13 protein-coding genes are annotated in these 19,058 nt (G+C 51.6%); 7 read left to right on the top strand and 6 right to left on the bottom strand.

Annotation, left to right across the window (positions count from 1 at the left end; all coding sequences use genetic code 11):
• Window positions 1–211: 211 nt before the first annotated feature.
• Window positions 212–1,267: a LacI family DNA-binding transcriptional regulator gene (locus tag BUB81_RS14750; RefSeq protein ID WP_245819229.1), complete on the top strand. Its 1,056-nt coding sequence runs from the start codon at window positions 212–214 to the stop codon at window positions 1,265–1,267.
• A gap of 39 nt (window positions 1,268–1,306) precedes the next feature.
• Here the strand turns inward: BUB81_RS14750 and BUB81_RS14745 are convergent, their stop codons facing one another.
• Window positions 1,307–2,635 carry an MFS transporter gene (locus tag BUB81_RS14745; protein ID WP_073324112.1) on the bottom strand — a complete coding sequence of 443 codons (1,329 nt, stop codon included), beginning with the start codon at window positions 2,633–2,635 and terminating at the stop codon, window positions 1,307–1,309.
• Window positions 2,636–3,351: 716 nt separating this feature from the next.
• Here BUB81_RS14745 and BUB81_RS14740 point away from each other — a divergent pair.
• Both BUB81_RS14740 and BUB81_RS14735 read left to right on the top strand, forming a co-directional pair.
• Window positions 3,352–6,231, top strand: coding sequence for a TonB-dependent receptor (locus tag BUB81_RS14740; protein ID WP_073324428.1), 2,880 nt, complete (start codon window positions 3,352–3,354; stop codon window positions 6,229–6,231).
• 110 nt (window positions 6,232–6,341) lie between these two features.
• Complete coding sequence (locus tag BUB81_RS14735) at window positions 6,342–7,835, top strand: tryptophan halogenase family protein (protein WP_073324110.1); 1,494 nt, start codon at window positions 6,342–6,344, stop codon at window positions 7,833–7,835.
• A gap of 9 nt (window positions 7,836–7,844) precedes the next feature.
• Here BUB81_RS14735 and BUB81_RS14730 read toward each other — a convergent pair whose 3' ends face one another.
• From BUB81_RS14730 to BUB81_RS14720, 3 genes are read right to left on the bottom strand one after another with little or no spacing between them, the layout of a single operon-like run.
• Window positions 7,845–9,059 (bottom strand): MFS transporter, encoded by a 1,215-nt coding sequence (locus BUB81_RS14730; RefSeq protein WP_073324108.1) that lies wholly within the window; start codon window positions 9,057–9,059, stop codon window positions 7,845–7,847.
• 20 nt (window positions 9,060–9,079) lie between these two features.
• The gene (locus tag BUB81_RS14725; protein WP_073324106.1) at window positions 9,080–9,979 is read right to left on the bottom strand and encodes an AraC family transcriptional regulator; all 900 of its coding nucleotides are present in this window, start codon (window positions 9,977–9,979) and stop codon (window positions 9,080–9,082) included.
• 44 nt (window positions 9,980–10,023) lie between these two features.
• Window positions 10,024–10,542: a (R)-mandelonitrile lyase gene (locus BUB81_RS14720; RefSeq protein WP_217653472.1), complete on the bottom strand. Its 519-nt coding sequence runs from the start codon at window positions 10,540–10,542 to the stop codon at window positions 10,024–10,026.
• A gap of 373 nt (window positions 10,543–10,915) precedes the next feature.
• On the opposite strand from BUB81_RS14720, the gene BUB81_RS14715 reads away from it, so the two are divergent.
• Both BUB81_RS14715 and BUB81_RS14710 read left to right on the top strand, forming a co-directional pair.
• Window positions 10,916–12,106 carry an aromatic ring-hydroxylating oxygenase subunit alpha gene (locus BUB81_RS14715; protein ID WP_073324104.1) on the top strand — a complete coding sequence of 397 codons (1,191 nt, stop codon included), beginning with the start codon at window positions 10,916–10,918 and terminating at the stop codon, window positions 12,104–12,106.
• A gap of 18 nt (window positions 12,107–12,124) precedes the next feature.
• On the top strand, window positions 12,125–13,084 hold the full coding sequence (locus BUB81_RS14710) for a PDR/VanB family oxidoreductase (RefSeq protein ID WP_073324102.1): 960 nt from the start codon (window positions 12,125–12,127) through the stop codon (window positions 13,082–13,084).
• Between the two features lie 87 nt (window positions 13,085–13,171).
• Here the strand turns inward: BUB81_RS14710 and BUB81_RS14705 are convergent, their stop codons facing one another.
• The gene (locus tag BUB81_RS14705; RefSeq protein ID WP_084526605.1) at window positions 13,172–14,131 is read right to left on the bottom strand and encodes a helix-turn-helix transcriptional regulator; all 960 of its coding nucleotides are present in this window, start codon (window positions 14,129–14,131) and stop codon (window positions 13,172–13,174) included.
• An 858-nt stretch (window positions 14,132–14,989) separates the two neighbouring features.
• Between BUB81_RS14705 and BUB81_RS14700 the strand changes: the two genes are divergently transcribed.
• Both BUB81_RS14700 and BUB81_RS14695 read left to right on the top strand, forming a co-directional pair.
• Complete coding sequence (locus tag BUB81_RS14700; RefSeq protein ID WP_073324100.1) at window positions 14,990–17,269, top strand: TonB-dependent receptor; 2,280 nt, start codon at window positions 14,990–14,992, stop codon at window positions 17,267–17,269.
• Window positions 17,269–17,874, top strand: a complete 606-nt coding sequence (locus BUB81_RS14695; RefSeq protein WP_217653471.1) for a VOC family protein — start codon at window positions 17,269–17,271, stop codon at window positions 17,872–17,874. Before BUB81_RS14700 ends, BUB81_RS14695 begins: the two co-directional genes overlap by 1 nt.
• 270 nt (window positions 17,875–18,144) lie before the next feature.
• Here the strand turns inward: BUB81_RS14695 and BUB81_RS14690 are convergent, their stop codons facing one another.
• Complete coding sequence (locus tag BUB81_RS14690) at window positions 18,145–19,056, bottom strand: TauD/TfdA dioxygenase family protein (protein ID WP_073324098.1); 912 nt, start codon at window positions 19,054–19,056, stop codon at window positions 18,145–18,147.
• Window positions 19,057–19,058 lie beyond the last annotated feature (2 nt).

Raw genomic sequence — 19,058 nt, 5'->3', positions numbered from 1 at the left:
TTGGCACTTCTGTGAGCCCGGAGACCAAATCAGATAAAAAATAATAATTACAGACAATTAAAGGACAAAAACAATAAACAACCAGTGTTGCCGTTCACATCAAATACGACGTGCCATTTAGAACAACAAGGGAAAACCTTTCCCGCAACACCCGATTCAAATGAAAAACATAAGGGAAATATCAGGGAAAGCGCTTTGACTTATTTGGTAAATGGCATTTACTATTGCGGGATTAAATGAAAGCGAAGGATTCAGAGTGGTCACTATCAATGATGTTGCCCGGGTGGCAGGCGTTTCTCCCGCTACAGTATCACGGGTCGTCAACGGCAAAGGCAAAGTGGGCGATGCCTGTCGTGCACGGGTGCAAAAGATCATTCAGGAGTTGGGTTACAAGCCAAATGTCTCTGCCCAGTCGCTGGTAAATCGCCACACCACAAATGTAGGGCTGATCACACCGAAAATCTCTATGGAGTTCTTTGGCAACCTGGCAGCCGGTGCCGAAGTGTCAGCCAGAGATGTCGGCTACAGCCTGTTGATTTGCAACTCCCTTTACGAAGAAGAATCTGAGATTGCGGCTATCGAGAGCCTGCATGCTAAAGGCTGTGAATCCATCATTCTGCACAGCGACTACCTGACCGACAAGCAGCTTATTGAGTTAAGCGAGCGTTACAAAGGTCTGGTCATCATTAACCGCTACATTCCCAAGATAGCCAGTCGCTGTGTGTGGTTCGACAATGTGGCGTCCACGGCGCAAATAGTTGACTTGCTCGCTAGCAAAGGGCACGAAGCCATTGCAGTGGCGACCAGTATTTATCAGAATCGTGACCCTCAGCAGCGCCTGCTGGGCGTGCGCCAGGGCTTTATGATGCAAGGCCTTACCTTCAACGACAATTTGTTGGTGGAATCCACGGCGAATCTGGAAGGCGGCAAAGCCTGCGCGCAGGAACTCATCCAGCGCGGTGAGCCCTTTACCGCCGTGATTGCCTATAACGATCTGATGGCCGTAGGCGTGATCCACGAACTGGTTAAAAATGGCTACAAAGTACCGGAGCAGGTGTCGGTAGTGGGGTTTGATGACTCGGCTATGTGCCGCGCCTGTATTCCAACCATCACCACCATTAAATACCCGATTGAGGAAATGGCGGAGTACGCGGTAAAACTGGCTATTGATCTGGCGAAAGACGCCGCCACGCCAGAGAACAAGACCCACCTGTTTACGTCGTCAATGATCGAACGTGAGAGCGTGGTCGAGATTCCCCACAGCTAACGTCTGGCTATCAGTCGTTAGCGATTTTGCATGCTTTAATCAGGCGGTAGGCTCGGTTCGCTCGAAAGTGAACCGCGATAATACCGCCATCGCACACAGGCTGATCAGCAAACTGCCGCCCACCAGAATCCATTGCATGGCAACCAATACATCCTTGCCCTGCTCACCCGGCGCGTCGGCATCAAAACCAATTACATTGAGCATCCAGCCTGACAGCACAAACGACAGGACCAACCCGAAGTTTAAAAAGCGATTGTGCCGCCCTACGACATAGCTGTCGCTAAGCACGCCGGTTTTCTGCTGGTTTTCGTAACACACATCTGCCAACAACGCCGGCACGAGGGTCGAATGGGCAGTCCAAATCCACGCGCCCAGCAACGCATCGAAAATTAACCAGTGATCCATACCGGGTTGATAAAGCCCCCATTTCGATAGCGCATTAATGCAGTTGAGGGCATAGATAGCAAACAGGGTTTGCTTCTTTCCAAACCGATTACCGGCTTTCACGATCACCGGAATAGTTGCAAGCCCAATAACTGCATAAGCGGTAGACAAATACCCTTTCCAGAAAGCGCCCTGGGCAATATCACCGCCCTCTACAAAATACACCAGCAGGTAAAAATCAAAATTGACGCAGGCGCCAATTAACCCGAACTGCAACACAGTGACGACAAACAGCAGATTGATTTGTTTGAGCAATGCCGTGTTGAACGGCACAGAAGTGCCTGCTTTAAATGCACCAGCGGCAATGGCTGCCGCATTGCGCGACTTTCCCAGTACACCGGCCACCGTTGATAGCAAACCAATCAACAACACTGCGACCCAGAGGCCGATGGTTTTCATGCCTACCGCCAGCGACACAAAAAACTTTGACTGGGCCAGAGGAAACAGCCAGAAATATAGAATTGAACCGAGCTTTTCAAAGATCGACGTAAAGCCCATGACTGAAGTAATACCATGGGTGTCCGATGTCGCCTCCATGGCCTGACAGCGCATGATCACGGTCATAAAGGTGGCAAAGAAGTAGAAAATAAGCGAACACGCCAGCAAATAGGCAATGCTCTGATCAACACTCCAGGTTGTGGGTACGGCCCACATCGCGGCATAAGCCGCCGCGCAAATCCAACCTGAGGTAATGAGCAACACACGCTGACTGTGAGGCACACTGGCGAGCTTGTCGATGACACTGGCAACCCACGGGCTGATCAGTGCAGACACAAAAACAGGAATGGTTAATACCAATCCCAATAACAGCGGGTCGACACCTAAGGTCATCTGGTAGAAAGGAATAGCTAACGTACCAATGCCATGGCTCACAAAGAAAATTGCAAAGTACCCACACCCCAGGGCTACGTTGTACCTTGTCACTGTATTTTACATCCTCGTGAAACGGCTCGACCTGATAAGCATCCCTTTTGAAGTGAACTTACCCTTGTCATGCAATTCGCTGCACAACACCCGCAGAATAACAGTATTTTGACTAACCAGCGAGGTGGGTTGAGGGTAAAACAGGTTGCAACTCACCATAAAGGGAAAGCGATTACCCCTATAAACGCATAATCTCAATCCATCCGAAGGTTTGCAATACCCATCCAAAATGTCATTGATTCGCCTGAGTGTTTACAACGTGAATTCGCCAGCGTTTCATTTCCTCACAAAATACAACAAATCATAATATTTACAACAACATAAAATTTATAAAAAGACACAATACGTGCTCATTTCAGCAACCTGACATTGAGGTAACAAACCCGAATTCCGGGTGCTTATCAGCTCGTAATTACGTCGCCCTTTCGAAATCCACAAAGGGAAAACATGAGGAAATTTTAGGAAATTATATGGAAAACGTTTTCCTTGCGTGTTATAAAATTATTAACATCTTAGGCAAACTTGTTAACGAGCAGTAACGAAACGGGTTTATTACGCCAGATGGAACGCGGGAAATAGCGCGGTAAACAACACCTGAACAGTGACAGATAACAAGGTGAATGCCGACTTTTCCACTGAGATTGGACACACTCAGCGCGCTGAGATTGCACACAATTGCCGCAGCAACGACTGGAAAACCGTTAGAAGAGATCAACATGATTAAAAGTAAAGTTTCTCTTGCCGTACTCACTGCATTAACAACATGCGCTCTTAGCACAACTGCAGCGGCACAAACTCAACCCGGCGAAGACAACGTCGAACTGATTCAGGTGCGCGGTATTCAGGGCAGCTTGCGTCAGGCTGCGTTTCAAAAGCAAACATCTGATGTGATTCAGGACAGTATTGTCGCTGAAGACATCGGTAAGTTCCCCGACCAGAACGTTGCAGAGTCGCTCCAACGTATTACCGGCGTCTCCATTTCACGAGTAAACGGCGAAGGATCACAGATCAGTGTGCGCAGCTTCGGTCCCGAATTTAACGTGGTAAAACTGAACGACCGCACGCTGGCCACCACAACCGGCAGCCGCAGCTTTGACTTTCAGGTACTGCCTTCACAACTGATCAGTGGCGCAGATGTCATGAAGTCCCCCACCGCAGACTTGTCTGCAGGTAGCATTGGTGCATATGTCAACATCAAAACCGCTAAGCCCCTGAAACAGCCCGGCTTTCACGCTTCGGCCACCGCCAAAACCAATTACCACAGCCTGGTAAAAGACGCCACGCCGGAGCTGGCAGGCATTATTAGCAATACCTTCGACGATGACACCTGGGGCGTATTGGTGGGTGTGTCGTTCAAAGAAAACGCCAACCGCATTGACGCGTACCGCACCTCGCACTGGAACCAATACGCCGGAAACGGCAGCGGTTACGGCTTCCCAATGGATGCCGCTGACGTGTTAGGTGAAGACGGCAACCCCACTACACTGGCAGGCAGTCGCGGGCCCGGCCGCTCTATTTTTAATATGATCGACGAAGACCGCGAGCGTTTTGGTGCTAACGTTGCCGTGCAATGGGCGCCTAATGACAGCTTTGAATCAACCTTTGATGGTTTGTATACCCGTTTAGACCGAGAATACCTTGGTTCGGGTCTGCAAGTACCCAACCAGACACCGCGCTATACCCGCGCCGTGATCAGTGAAGAAGGCACCTTACTGGAAGCGACCATTGCCGATACCGATTTAGAAATGAACGTGGTCTACGGGTTACAGGAATCCACCACCACTGCATTTGGTTACAACGGTGTATACACAGGCGATCGCCTGGTACTCGAATTTGACGCTTCGTATTCAAAAGCAGAAACCAGTTTTGAAGGCGACGATACTACCGCCCTGCACTACACCATGTTCGACGCTGACGGCGTACGCCAACCCAGCGAGATCCTGATTGATTACCACAATGACATTCCAAGCCTGTCTACCACCGGCGCACTGGACGTTACCGACATTTCCAAAGTCCGCGCGGCATGGCAACGCTACGCTGCCGAAGAAGCGGAAGACACCGTAAAAGAAGTGAAGCTGGATGCCTTGTACGACATCGACGCCGGCCCACTGGTCTCAGTGAAAGCAGGCGCGGCCTACACCAAACGCAACATTGCGTTTTCGCGATTTGGCACCGAGTTTGACCCAACCAGCGGCGGTGAAACCTGGAACGGCGCCGGTATGTGGATTGGCGATGGCAGTACCTGGGGAGACAACCCGGCAACCGGCGCATTACCGGCCAGTGTGTTGGAGCTGAGTGCAAATAACTTCATGGACGGCACCGGCAGCGGCTTCCCACGTCAGTGGGTTCAGATTGCAAACCATAAAGCGTACCGCGAGGCGACACAGGCTTATTTAGAGCATGCGGTCGCAAACGGTGACGGTTGGCGCGGTGATATTGTCAATGCCGGTTGGGATACCGTGTATCCGAGCCCGGGTGGCAGCTATGCAAACGACGAAACCATGATTGCATTGTATTCGCGCTTCAACTTTGAAGGCGAACTGGGTGACTACACCTGGCGCGGTAATCTGGGTGCCCGTTATGTTGATATCGACAATACTGCACGCGGTACGGCATCAACCATCGACATGCTGATGATCAATCAGGAATCGTCTAACCTGCCAGAGTCCGTCGACAACACCGCCACCACATCGGCGAAGTCATCGACGGTAGATACCTCTGAGTCTCACTTTTTGCCCAGCGCTAACTTTATGCTGAATTTTGAAAACGGGTATATCGTTCGCCTGGCAGCCGCACAAACCATTACCCGGCCATCGCTGGCTGACGCCGGTGTAAACGTGCAGGAAACGGCTGGTGTAGATAGCCCCACGGTAACCATTGCAGGCGGCAACCCGTACCTGAAATCCTACGAGGTAAACCAGTTAGATGCCTCGGTAGAATACTACGCCGACAATGGCAACGCGTATTCACTGGCGTTCTTCTATAAAGACATTTCTAACTTCATTTCAACCATCACCACGGTTGGTCCCTGGGAAGGAAATATCTCGCCAGAGCTTGCTGCGGCTTACGCCAACCTGGGTCAAACGGTAACCTACAACTCCACGCGTAAAGAAAACCGCGATGGCGGCTCGGTGACCGGCCTGGAAGTGGGTGTACTACACAACTTTGACTTCCTGCCGGGCTTCGGTGTGCAGGCTAACTACACCTATGCTGACAGTAAAGACGACAGCGCATTGCCAATCAACCTGCCATCGGTAGTTGAACCCGGTAGCGGTTTAGAAGGCTTCGCCAAAAACTCGTACAACCTGATCGCGTTCTACGACAAAGACGCATTCCAGGCGCGGGTTGCATACAACTGGCGCGACTCGTTCCTGAGCAGCCGTTCGGGTGATGGTATTCAGCCTGAATACAACGATGCCTATGGCCAGCTGGATGCCAGTGCGTCATACGACATCAACGAAACCTTCACGGTATCGCTGGAAGCGGTGAACCTGACTAACGAAACGCGCTTGCAATACTATGGTCAGCGCGACCGCGTAAGCCTGGTTGAAATGACCGGAACCCGATACTACCTGGGTGTCAGAGCGACGTTCTAATCAAGGCAACGAACGTTGTTCGGGCATGGCCACCGGCACTTGTTTATGAAGTAAATAAACAAGGGTTGGTGGCTTTCTACGTTAGGCTCTAGACTCAAACCGGAGGATCAGTGCACACCTCAGCTATACACCATTACGTTATTGCAGGCGGTGGCACCGCAGGCTGGATGACAGCCGCACTGCTCGGCAAATTGCTTAACGGTACGGGCGCCCGCATTACGCTGGTAGAGTCTCCGGACCAACCCGGTGTAGGCGTAGGTGAAGCTACCGTGCCCAGTTTTGTCGACTTTATAAAACTGCTTGGTATAGACGAACAAACCTTCGTAAAAGCAACCCAGGCCACTTTTAAACTGGGTATTCAGTTTAGCCATTGGCAAACTACGGGTCACAGTTACTGGCACCCTTTCGGGCATGTAGGTGCCCGCATCGACGGCAAACCGTTCTTCCAGCAATGGTTACACGCTCACCGAAGCGGCCTGACTCAAACCTATACCGACTTTTCGGCATCCGCGCGCATGGCGCAGGAAAATAAGTTTTATATACCCAATCCACAGCAGCCCAATAATTTAAGCCAGATGGGGTACGCCTACCATTTTGATGCACAGCAGGTTGCGGTATTTTTACGGGACTTTGCTGTGAGCAAAGGCGTTGTGCATAAACAAGCGCATATTGAACACGTTCAGATGTGCCCCGACAATAGCGCCATTCAGCGCCTTATTACCCGCACAGGTGAGCACATCGACGGCGATTTTTTTATCGACTGCACGGGCACACAGGCACGGCTGATGGGCCAGGCACTGAACACCGGATTTACCGATTGGCAGCGCTATCTGCCGGTAGATCGCGCCTGGGTTGTACAAACGGAAAATACCGAGGAGCCCGTTCCCTACACCAAAGCCATTGCTGAGCCCATGGGTTGGCGCTGGCAGATTCCGCTGCAGCACCGCACCGGCAACGGTCTGGTGTTTTGTAGCCAGTACACCAGCCCCGACGAGGCAAAGCGTTACCTGCAAACCCAGTTAACCACGCCATTGCTGAACGAACCCAGACTTTTGACGTTTAAAACCGGCCACCTCGAACAGTTCTGGCGCAGTAATTGTGTGGCAATTGGTTTGTCGGCAGGCTTTTTGGAGCCGCTGGAGTCCACGGGAATTTACCTGATCATGCGCGGCATCCTGAACCTGGCCAAACTACTGCCATCGAGCCCGCCTTGTAAGGCAACCATTCACGAATACAATCAGCTGATGCTGGCAGAGTACCAGCACATCCGCGACTTTATTGTGTTGCACTATTGCGTGTCCCTGCGCAACGACACCTGTTTCTGGCAAAGCTGGCAGCAGCGCGAAATACCAACCACCCTTGCGCATAAACTCGCACTCTATCGCACCCGCGGTGTGGTGTCCCACGGGCAGTCTGACCTGTTTGCCGATCACAGCTGGCATGCCGTCGCCACCGGAATGAATGTATTGCCTCGCGATGTCGACCCGATCGTGGCCACTACTGATATTAAGCCTTTGCATGACCTGCTGGCTCGCATAGATCACGCGCTTGCCCACTCAGTGGGGCAGCTTATGCCACATGGCGAATACCTTAAGGCGTGGTAAGCAAGAGGTTCAGGCTTGAGAATATTTCGCGGATGCTCTGGCCAGCAAGGCGGCGACGAATAGCAAGCCTGCACTGGCTACAAAAGTCACGGCGTACCCTTTCGTATCAAACAGCAATCCGCCAAGCGTTGACCCCAGAGCTATAGACAGCTGGATCACAGCCACCATCAGGCCACCACCTGCTTCCGCGTCGTTGGGTAAGTTATTGGTTAGCCAGGCCCACCAGCCAACGGGGGCAGCGGTGGCTATAAACCCCCATAGCGCCAGCAATATTGCTACGGGCAGTAAGGCGCTTTGCAGGCTAACAATCAATAAGGCGATAAACGCCATGAGTATGGGAATAACAATAAGCGTTTTATTTACGCTAATGCTGAGCACGCGGTTAACCAACGATGTCCCCACAAACCCCGCAATTCCAATAACCAATAGCACTGACGATACCGTTTGGACATCGGCTGCCAGAGCGCTTTCTAAAAATGGGCGAACATAGGTGTACAGCGTAAACTGCCCCATAAAAAAGGTGCCGACGGCTAACGAGCCAATTAGCACGTAGCGCCGGGCGAGTAACCCGACTACCTGCAGCGCTGGGGTTCCCTTGTTAGCTGACGGTGTCACCGGCATAAGCGGCAGACTCCGCCATTGCCAGACAAAAGTCACAACCGACAGGGGCACGAGACAAAAGAATGCGCCTCGCCAGCCCATCACTGCGCCCAGATAGGCGCCGAGTGGTGCGGCAATGATCATAGCAAGGGCATTTCCGCCGTTAAAAATAGCCAGCGCACGGGGCACTTTGTGCGCTGGCACCAAACGCATAGCGGCTGCAGCCGACATTGACCAGAAGCCGCCAACCACGACGCCAATCAATATCCGCCCCAACATATACGTAAAATAGTTAGCCGACAGCGCGATCACTGCGCCTGATGTACCCATTAGTGCGGTCATACCCAACAACAGGTATTTGCGATCCAACCCACCGGCAATAACAGGAATGAACAAACTGGTGAGCACCGCAAATGCGCCAGAAATGGCGATACCCTGACCGACCATGCCTTCTGAAACTCCAAACGACGATGCGATGGGCGTCAGCAGACTCACTGGCATAAATTCAGAGGCAATCAACGCAAATATGCACAACGACATGGCGAACACGCCACTCCAGTAAGCAGCGTCCTGCTGTGCTGGCGAGTTTAACGTGGTATCTGGATGGTCCGGCTTGGCTTGCATACTACTCTCACTGAAAGGGGTTATTGAGTGACCCGGCGCATTTGTGCCATGTCGGCTCTTGGTGGAACGCCAAACAGACGCCGGTATTCACGACTAAATTGCGATGGGCTTTCATATCCCACCTCAAACGCTGCCGTAGACGCATCGCACTGGTTATTCAACATCAGGCGTTTTGCTTCGTTGAGCCGCAGCCACTTTTGATATTGAAGCGGGCTCATGCCGGTGAGCTGACGAAAGTGCAAATGGAAAGTAGGCTGGCTCATGTTAGCCATGCCCGCCAACGTTTCGACCCGCACCACGGCATTGAAATGTTGTCTCAGCCAGTTAATGGCTTTGGATACCCGAAACGCCTGACTGTCGAACGAGGCAATGTGCATGAGCATGGCGGCTTTGTCGGTTTGAAGCAGGCGAAAGTGAATCTCGCGCTTCAACATGGGTGCCAATACCTCAATAGCATCCGGCTCTTCCAACAGCTCCACTAGGCGCGTGAGGGGTGAAAATAATTTTGGTGTCATTGCGCCCAGACTGGCACTGATCCCTTTTACTTCACCATCGCCGGGATTCGGATTGTTAATCTGCGCCGCGAGGTCGGCGAGTAACCTGAAATCCAGCTTTAACACCAATCCCACACAAGGCGAGTCAGGGCTGGCCTCAATGACCTGTGAACTCGCCGGCAAATCAACTGAATTGACTAAAAACGAGCTGGTATCGTAAGGGTACGCGGCGCCGCCCGCGACCATTTGCTTGCGCCCCTGCGCCACCAGCACAATACTTGGCTCGACTAAACAAAATGCCGGCTCGCTGGGCTGATTGCGTCGAAACAGCAGTAAACCAGGGATATCGGTTTCCATATCCCCTTCGTCAGCTTGCAGCCGCGTTAGTGTTGCGGCCATGGATTGTTGCAACTGTTGCAATGCCATCGTTCTGCCCTAGCGGTTACTGCGCAATCAACGCAAAATGCATATTAATCACTATGATGAACGGCAGTTACTGGCGTGCGGTAATCTGTGTCGGACACCTTTTCTTTCCACACTACGTTTTCACCGTCTTTCACACCGGTAAGTACCAGATGTTTCATCTCAGCATCGGGTGTCGCACCATGCCAGTGGTCAATACCCGGCGGGCACCATACCGCCTCACCCGGGCCAAACTCCAGTACCTTGCCATCCCGTGTCCCGGTGCGGGCTGTGCCTGATATAACAAGTATATGCTGACCTGCGGGATGTGCATGCCAGGCAGAACGCGCCCCGGCAGCAAAAGTAACATAAGCGCCTGAATACGCAGCCGTATCGTTAGCCGGGAACAACACTTCTACCTCAGCAGTACCGGTGAAATATTGCTCAGGCCCGGTAAAAAAGCGATGCTCACTGACAGGATAATGCACCTGAGACACCGGCTTTTCCTGTGCCATTAACAATCCGGGCAGCAGAAAAACCAAACTGCACAGCCACCGTTTTTTGCCTAACCGAAGTTGCTTAATCATATTGCTCCCGTTTTGCCTGTTCACTGCTGTAAATCAGTGTTTTCAATAGCAACCTAACAGACATAAAGGCTAGCGCGGATAGCGCCAACAACGTTAGAACGATTATCTCAACTACTTGCCTATTTCTATGGTAGGCGACGCAAAACAGCTAACGCTGTCGCTCGCTAAAATGTTTTTTTACCGGCTATGGCAGTACAAGCTGTGCGCAATCATACGTTGGTAATCCAGTAATTGTACGCAAATGCACAATCTTCGCCGGAGCAAATCCCGTAGCATCGAATGCATAGAATTTAATTCAGATTGACACAAAGCAAGTCAGCAGAGCCTGTACTAACCGCCTTTGTGTGAACCTCAACTATGTGCAGGAGCCGCTATGAGCCCGTTTTTTTTGAACGATGATTTTTTTGACAGCTTAGAAAGCTCAATACAAGAAATAGAACACGCCAACACGCTACCACCGCTGTGCTATACCGATGCCGGCTTTTTTGATTTCGAGAAGCGCGCCTTATTCGATCACGAATGGCTGTGTGTTGGCCGGGTCGACTGGCTGCCAAATCCGGGCGACTTTTACACTACCACTGTTGTTAACGAGCCCATTGTTGTTGTTCATGATCGCGACGGTACAATCCGCGCCATGTCTTCGGTGTGTCAGCACCGTGCTATGCTGGTTGCCGAAGGCGCTGGGAATACCCGTACTTTCACCTGTCCGTATCACCACTGGGTGTACAATTTAAAAGGCGATTTAATTAATGCGCCGGCCATGGAGAAGACCTGTAATTTTCACAAGGAAACATCGGGCCTGCCAAACTTTAAGCTGGAGATCTGGCATGGCTTTATCTTCATTAACTTCGACGATGATGCTAAACCATTAGCGCCAAGATTAACTGCGCTTGAGCCAATACTTGCCAATTACGAGATTGCCAGTGCCGAAGGCCCGGCACCGGATCGCGATATTCAATATCCGTTCAGCTGGAAAGTCATGTTTGAAAACAACAACGACGGCTATCACGCAAACCGCCTGCACCAGGGTGAATTTCACGATTACATTCCGTCGGAACTGGCCGAATTCCCGGAGTTCCTGCCAGAAGAAACAGCCGGCTTTTACCGTACCAATGGCACGTTGCACAAGGACGCCAGCTTTAATCCAACGCAGAAAGCGCTGATGCCGGTTTTCCCCAAGCTGAATGACGAAGAGCGCAATCGCATGGCGTTTGCCAATCTGCCGCCCAGTTTGTCGCTGGTACTGACTTGTGATGCGGTTATTTACTTAATCCTCAGAGCTGACGGCCCGGAAAGCCACCAACTGGACTTAGGCGTCTTGTTCGCCAAAGGCGCCATGGATGACCCGGAGTTCGACAAGAAAATGGAAATGGTGGTTGAGCGTGCGCTGGATATTAATGCCCAGGACATCCATGTTGATGAACTCGTACAAAAAGGCCTGCGCTCTCGTTATGCCCCGCGCGGTCGTTATTCCTGGCAGGAAGGCGCGCAGCGTCAGTTCAACACCTGGCTGGTGCCGCGTTATCGGGCGCAATGGAAACAAATGAAACGCAAATCACAGTAATACTAAGACGGTGAATGTATGCAACAAACCACTTTTTCACTGTTGGTGCACGCCATTCGATACGACGGCGAAAACACGCGCATCATCGAACTGCGTCCAGCTGCAGGAACCCACTTGCCGCCAGTGGAAGCCGGTGCGCACATCGATGTCCATATTAGCGCAGACCTGATCCGCCAGTATTCATTGTGCAACACACCGGGCGAAACCCATCGGTATGTGATTGGTGTCGCCCTTGACCCAAACAGTCGAGGCGGCTCGCGCTGGTTACACGACAATCTGCAGGCGGGCGATACGCTAACCGTTGGCGCACCGCGCAATCATTTTGGCTTGGCGAATACCGATGCACACACGGTGCTGATTGGCGGCGGTATTGGCGTTACGCCGTTGCTGTCGATGGCGTTGCAATTGGAAGCCCAGCAGCGCAGCTGGTCGTTACATTTCGCAGCAAAGTGCACTGAACAGGCTCCTCTGCTCCAGGCTATCAATACCTTGGCAAAGCAAGCCAGATACGGACAAGTTAACTGCTATTTCAGTGAGTCCTCTGCCAGCCGCATGGATGTAGCGCAAGTCATGGAAGAGGCACCCAAAGGCAGTCATTTTTATTGCTGCGGCCCGGTACGCCTGCTGGATACCTTCGACAAATGCAGTGAAAGCTATCCGCCTGAGCATTGCCATAGCGAACGCTTTATCGCTGAGTTAGAAGTAGCAAAAGGCGGGTACACCATCGTGCTCGCCCGCTCCGGTAAAACCCTCTATATCAGTGAAGAGCAGACTATTCTGGATGCCCTGAAAGCAGAGAAAATAGCGGTGCCCTATGCCTGCGCTGAAGGCATATGCGGTAGCTGCGAAGTGAAAGTACTGGAGGGCGAACCGGATCATCGCGATGATGTACTCAGCGACGCGGAAAAAGCCCGCAACGACACAATCATGGTGTGCTGCTCTGGCGCGTTTTCCAAACAGCTGGTGCTGGACCTGTAAAAGCCAGTGAGATGCTGACTTCCGGCGAAACAAATCTAAGTGTGTAGCCAAGCCGCTTATTGTAAGCGGCTTGTTTTTTATGCTCTGCTAATTGGTTACGGCGCTTTGGCTGTGCTGACGTCGGTATTCCCGTGGCGTAATATCAAATTCACTGCGAAACACCCGGCTAAAGTGACCGGCGTCGTTAAACCCCCAACGAAAACAAATGTCCGACACCGACAAATGCCGGTACTCCGGATGCCCCAGTTCATAACGGCAGCGTTCAAGACGGCGGGCTCTGACGTAATTCACAAAGCTGGTACCGCTGGATTCAAACAGCTTTTGTATATACCGCTGTGACACGTGATTCTGTACCGCTACCATATTCAGCGACAGCTCCGGATCGGCCAGGTTGGCATCAATCATGTTGCACACGCGCTTAAACTGGTCAATTTTGGCGGTACTGCCAAAATCCAGCACGCCACTTTGATGGATAAGGTTGCTGATCAGAAACTCAGACAGCGCAATTTCAATGGGGCGCAAATCGGCACTTTCCAGCTCGTCCATGTTGTCGCACAACGACGCCAGCATGGTCGCAAACACCTTGTTAAGGCCAGACTCACATGGCAAATAGCCAACGTTGAGTAAATTCAGATTCAACAGCCTTTTGTGGATCAGGTTTTCCGGCACTTTCATGTACAGGATTTTGAAATCAGAATGCACCGACAGGGTCATATCCAGCCCGGTAGGCGCGTAGATAATGGAATTAACCTGTGCGGGATACTGCGCTCCCTTGTACTTAAGCGAAAAATCGCCGTCCAGTAGCAGCGCCAGCCAAAAGGAAAATGGCTGTTCTGTGCACTTCCCGGAGATCTCCATCGGCGAGCCGGACAAAATAGAGAACTCGATGCCTAAAGGGGTATCAATGGTATTGATGTTACCCCGGAACTTCGCGTTACCTGTTCGAAATTGACAGGGCGGCATACACACTTTATGCATCGCTTGTTGCCAAACATTAGAGCGTTCAACCATTGGACAATTATCGGTAGATACCTTCCAAGAGCTCATTACTGCACCTCCTTCGTATGCAACGTTTAAAGAACACGGCCAGTCAGTACGTACCCGATAAAATGCTTTAAACAAAAAACGTGAAGGCTGGCCTATTTGGCCCAATGGAAGTGATTACGCGTAATCTGGATTTACCTTGCCTGTAAAATCACACTGTCGTCGACGCCGGTTATTTTGTTTTATGGCGCTCTTAAAGTTACATCGTCAGCGTGGTTGGCAGTCTGTTACACTGCCGTCTTGTTAAGATTTATACCGTATACCAACTAGCCATAATACTCAGCATAAAACGTACCATTGCTATAATATTGATTTAAAACAAATAAATTAATTTACGTTGGCATGGTGCACCAAACTTGTACATTTTAGCAGCACCGTTTTGATCCAATTGCGCGATTGAGGGGCAATTATTCCTGTCCAATAATGCCAAATGCCGTCCAGTTGTATTTTTTATGTGAACAATTAAACAAATTATTAACATTTCGCAGGTTTTCTGTTTGCCTGCTGGTACGCTCATTCCCTAAAAGTCATACAGATTTGAACAATTATCGCCAAAAAAACTGCAGTAGTATGAAGCTGAACCTAAGCAATTTGCGGAATTTTCGAAGCAAGTTTGCCGATATTCAAGTGAAGAGATTGGCGAGGAAAACGAAATAAATATGTGTGTCATTGCTTGCGTTATCCATTAACGACTCACAGCGTATTTATGGGACTCCTATAACAAAACAACCGGCTGATGTGACATGACTTACGTGTAGTAGGTCAGTTCATACGACCGCCTTAGCTGTCGCTTCTGCACTCTTTTCAACAAGAGTAATCATCTCCCTGCGGGGCAAGATTACCAATTTTTGAGGAAACATCATGCAGGAACTACGTTTTAGAAAGACCCTGATCCACAGTGCAATACTTTCCGTTTTCTGTTCGCTGCCCGCAGCCTATGCCGCCGAGCCGGCAGCCGATCCAGACACACCAGAAGACATTGAAACCGTCACCATTACGGTCGACCAGCGCCAGGTAAATCTACAGGAAGCGGCGTTGTCGGTAACGGCGGTCAACAGCGACCTGATGGAACAGGCCAACATTACCGATGCCACCGACCTGAACGGCTACGTGCCCGGCCTGCAAATTAACAAAAGCGGCGGTTCCGAGCGCATGGTGAGTATTCGCGGTGTTGGCTCACAAACCCCTGAGAACTTCTTCAGTCACCCCGGCGTGTCGTTCCACATGGACGGTGCCTACATCACCAACAACATCGCCCTGAATATGGGCTTTTTAGACGTGGAGCATATTGAGGTGCAGCGCGGTCCGCAAGGAACGGCGTTTGGTGCAGCCTCTACCGGCGGTACATTGAATGTGATCAGCAAAAAGCCGGTGCTGGACGAGTTCTTCGGCGAAGTGCAGGCCAGCTTCGGGAATTACAACTATAACCAGGGTCAGGCCGCAGTAAACCTGCCTATTGGCGATGAGTTTGCAATTCGCGCCGTGGCACAAACCACCAGCCATGATGGTTACGCCGTGTCTAACGGTATCCCTGGCGGCTATGAACTGGACGATGCCAACAACGACAACAGCCGTATTTCGGCAAAATGGCAGCCCAGCGACGATCTGAGCATCACCTTTATTGCTCAGCACTACGACGCCCACAATAACGGTGCCGCCCTGAAAGCCATCGACGATCCTAATCCCGACCCGCGGGTGGTGTCGCAGGACTTCCCTGCTAAATTTGATATGACCATGGACGTGGCCTCAACCATTGTCAGTTGGCAATTGTCTGGCATGACCTTCAAGTCGATCACCAGTTATCAGAACATGGACCACGCTCAGTCGTTCGACGCCGACCGCAGCACCTTTGAACTGTTTAACGGCTACGACCACGTCGCTACCTGGGCAACATCTGCCGAAACCGTGATGCAGGAGTTTTCACTTTCCTCTGCTCCGGGCGGTACCTTTGACTGGGTCATCGGCGGGTTTTATCTGAACTCAAACAGTCGCCAGTACGTTAACGAATTTGCCGGTACAGACCCTGATGACCTGACCGACATCTTGCCGATCGATACCGATCCAGCGACCCTGCCCGCTAACCTGTCATATGCCGAAAACACCACAGTTGAACGCACGTCCTGGGCGCCTTTCCTGCAAGGTACACTAAACCTCACAGACGACTTCCAGATCACCGCAGGTATTCGCTATAACGACGATGGCTTTGATGCCATGTCATCAACCTATTACGCGACGCCGTCTCCCCGTACCTTCGATACAGACGAAGTAACCGGGAAGTTTGCGATGAATTACCAGCTAAGCAAAGACAACATGGTATACACCAGCTGGTCCCGCGGGTACAAACCTGGCGGCATCAACGGCGGTGCAGTCAACGCCATGGTAGTGAGCACCACCATTGAACCGGAAATTGTCGACGCCTTCGAAATTGGCAGTAAAAACCAACTACTCGACAACAAATTGAAGCTCAATGTCTCTGCGTTTTACTACAACTACAAAGACATGCAATACATTCAGGAAGATCCTATTCCGTATTCAGGCGGTTTAGGCAATATTCCTGAGGCAAACATCTGGGGCATCGAGGCAGAAGCCTCCTGGTGGCTGCTTGATGACAGCCTGCAGCTTGGTATCAATGCCACCACCCTGCACGGCGAATACCCTATGGAATACTACGCACTGGACCGTCGTGAAGCCGATGCCGCGGGCGCAGCCGCCATTGCAAACGGCGATGCGCCTTACCCCTGGAGCTATGAATGGTTCCTGGCGCGTGGTTCTGCCACGGTCAACGTGGAAGGCAATACGCCGCCAAACCTGCCTAAACTGGCCGGCGGAATTAACGCGACCTGGTTTGGCGAAATGGAAAGCGGCCTGATCACCGCGCGTGTCGAGTACCTGTACCGCGGCGACTACAGCGCCCGTATTTTTGGTACCGATGTTGATCAGGTTAACAGCTATGGCTTGCTGAATATGTTTGTGCAATACGTACCCGATGATGCCAACTGGAAGGTGTGGCTGACAGCCACCAACCTGACCGATAAAGCCGCCGTTGCCGGCCGGTTTGTCGACCCGTACGGCAGTGGTGTGGTGAGTGACGAATATGTCGCGCCACGTCAAATCATCGCTAATTTCAGCTACGCATTTTAATGCAACTTCAGCCGGGTGCAGCGACGCCCGGCGAACGTCACACTTCCTTTATTCACCCTTATTCAGCCCAACGCTTGCGTTGGGTTGTTGTTAACCAGCGAACAGGTAATACCATGACAAAACCCAATACACTTATTTTTGTTGATCTAACCGCCGATGACCCTGCCGCGGCCGGCGAATTCTACGCCGACGTATTTGGCTGGGAAAACGACCCGCGCCCTTATGGCGTCTTTCACCGTATGGTGCCGGGCGGCAACATGTTCGACAGCGACGGTAATGAAACGACTATCGGCAATTTCCACCTGGGCATTCACAAGGCTGCTAACGCCCGCCCACACCCTGACAGCGAAGGTGTTGCGCCTCGGGAAATGGCCGGCCCGGGCCGCAAAGCCCGCGTTTGGATCCTGGTCAGTGACGACGACAGTATGGAAGCCATTCTGGCCCGCGCCGAAGCCAAAGGCGCCAAATTACTGTGGAAAGACCATTTCTGGCATGAGTTCAATGGCTTTAACGCCGCATTCGAAGACCCATGGGGCAATGAAATTATTCTGTGGGGTAAAGGCGGCGCCGAACCACAAATTCCGTCTCACTTTACCCAAGAGTAACGTGAGCACGCAGCAGCCCACAGGCATCTAACCTCAAAGCCCCTTGCAAAAAGCACAGGGGCTTTTTTATGGCTCGCAGATGACGTCAGCACAGGTTTAATGTTTGCCATACGGCTGTGGGTCGAAATCGAAAAGAGGGGGTAGAACGACAGTCATAAAAAAGCCACTGCGAACGCAGTGGCAAGCAGTAAACAGCGACAATATGCAAGTGGTCATACTGCCACCGCTGCTGCGTAGTGTTTACGGAGAATGAAACACTTGAAACAGGATTTACGACGCTTTTCGCGCGTCTTCAGACGCATCCCACACCGCAATTGGGCGCTCGCCTTTTACCCACAAACGGTGGGCCATACGCTGGTATTTAACGTCGTCATAGCGAGTGCCGGTATGCAAGGTACAACGGTTGTCCCACATTAACAGGTCGCCTTTCTGCCATTTGTGCTGATACACGTATTTAGGCTGCGTAGTGTAAGCGACCAAGCGTTCTATTAACGCCATGGCTTCTTCGTCTTCCATACCCAGAATGTGTTTTACGGTGCCGGTGCTAACCCACAGGGCTTTGCGTCCGTCCGCCGGATGCACGCGCACCAACGGGTGGATCACGTCGGGGTTCTCACGGCGAAGTTCGTCGGTAATTTCGTAGCTGTTGAAGTCGCGGTTCTGAATAAAATGCACCAGAGAATGATGGATTTTAAGCGTATCCAGCACGGCTTTTTCATCGTCAGGTAAGTCATTGTAAGCCGCGACCTGGTCGGCAAGCAGCGTGTCGCCGCCCTCTTCCGGCACGGTTACGGCATACAGCATGGTGCACATGACCGGCTCTTCTTTGTAGGAATAATCGGTGTGCCAGCCCAGGCCGTCGTTGTGCGCGCCAATCGGCTCACCGTTTTCGTCGACCATATTAGAAATTTTGAAAATGTGCGGATAACCCGGTAAGCAAAACTTGGTCTGGGTGTGCAGCTCTGGCTCACCGAAAGCCTGAATAAAGCGCATAAGATCATCCGGCTCCATGGTTTGATTGCGCAACACAATTGCACCGTGGGCGTGGAAGGTTTCAACCACTTTTTGCAGCAGCGCATCGTCTGCCGTCTGCAAATCCACATCAAAAATCTGCGCGCCAAAATCGTCCTTCAACGGCGCAACGTTTAATCCCGTTGCCGGGCTTTTACTTGCTTGTTGCATAA

This window comes from Marisediminitalea aggregata (assembly GCF_900129565.1).
GTDB lineage: Bacteria > Pseudomonadota > Gammaproteobacteria > Enterobacterales > Alteromonadaceae > Alteromonas > Alteromonas aggregata.
The sequence above is the reverse complement of the archived record's forward strand: the minus strand, read 5'-3'. Positions and strand labels throughout refer to the sequence as shown.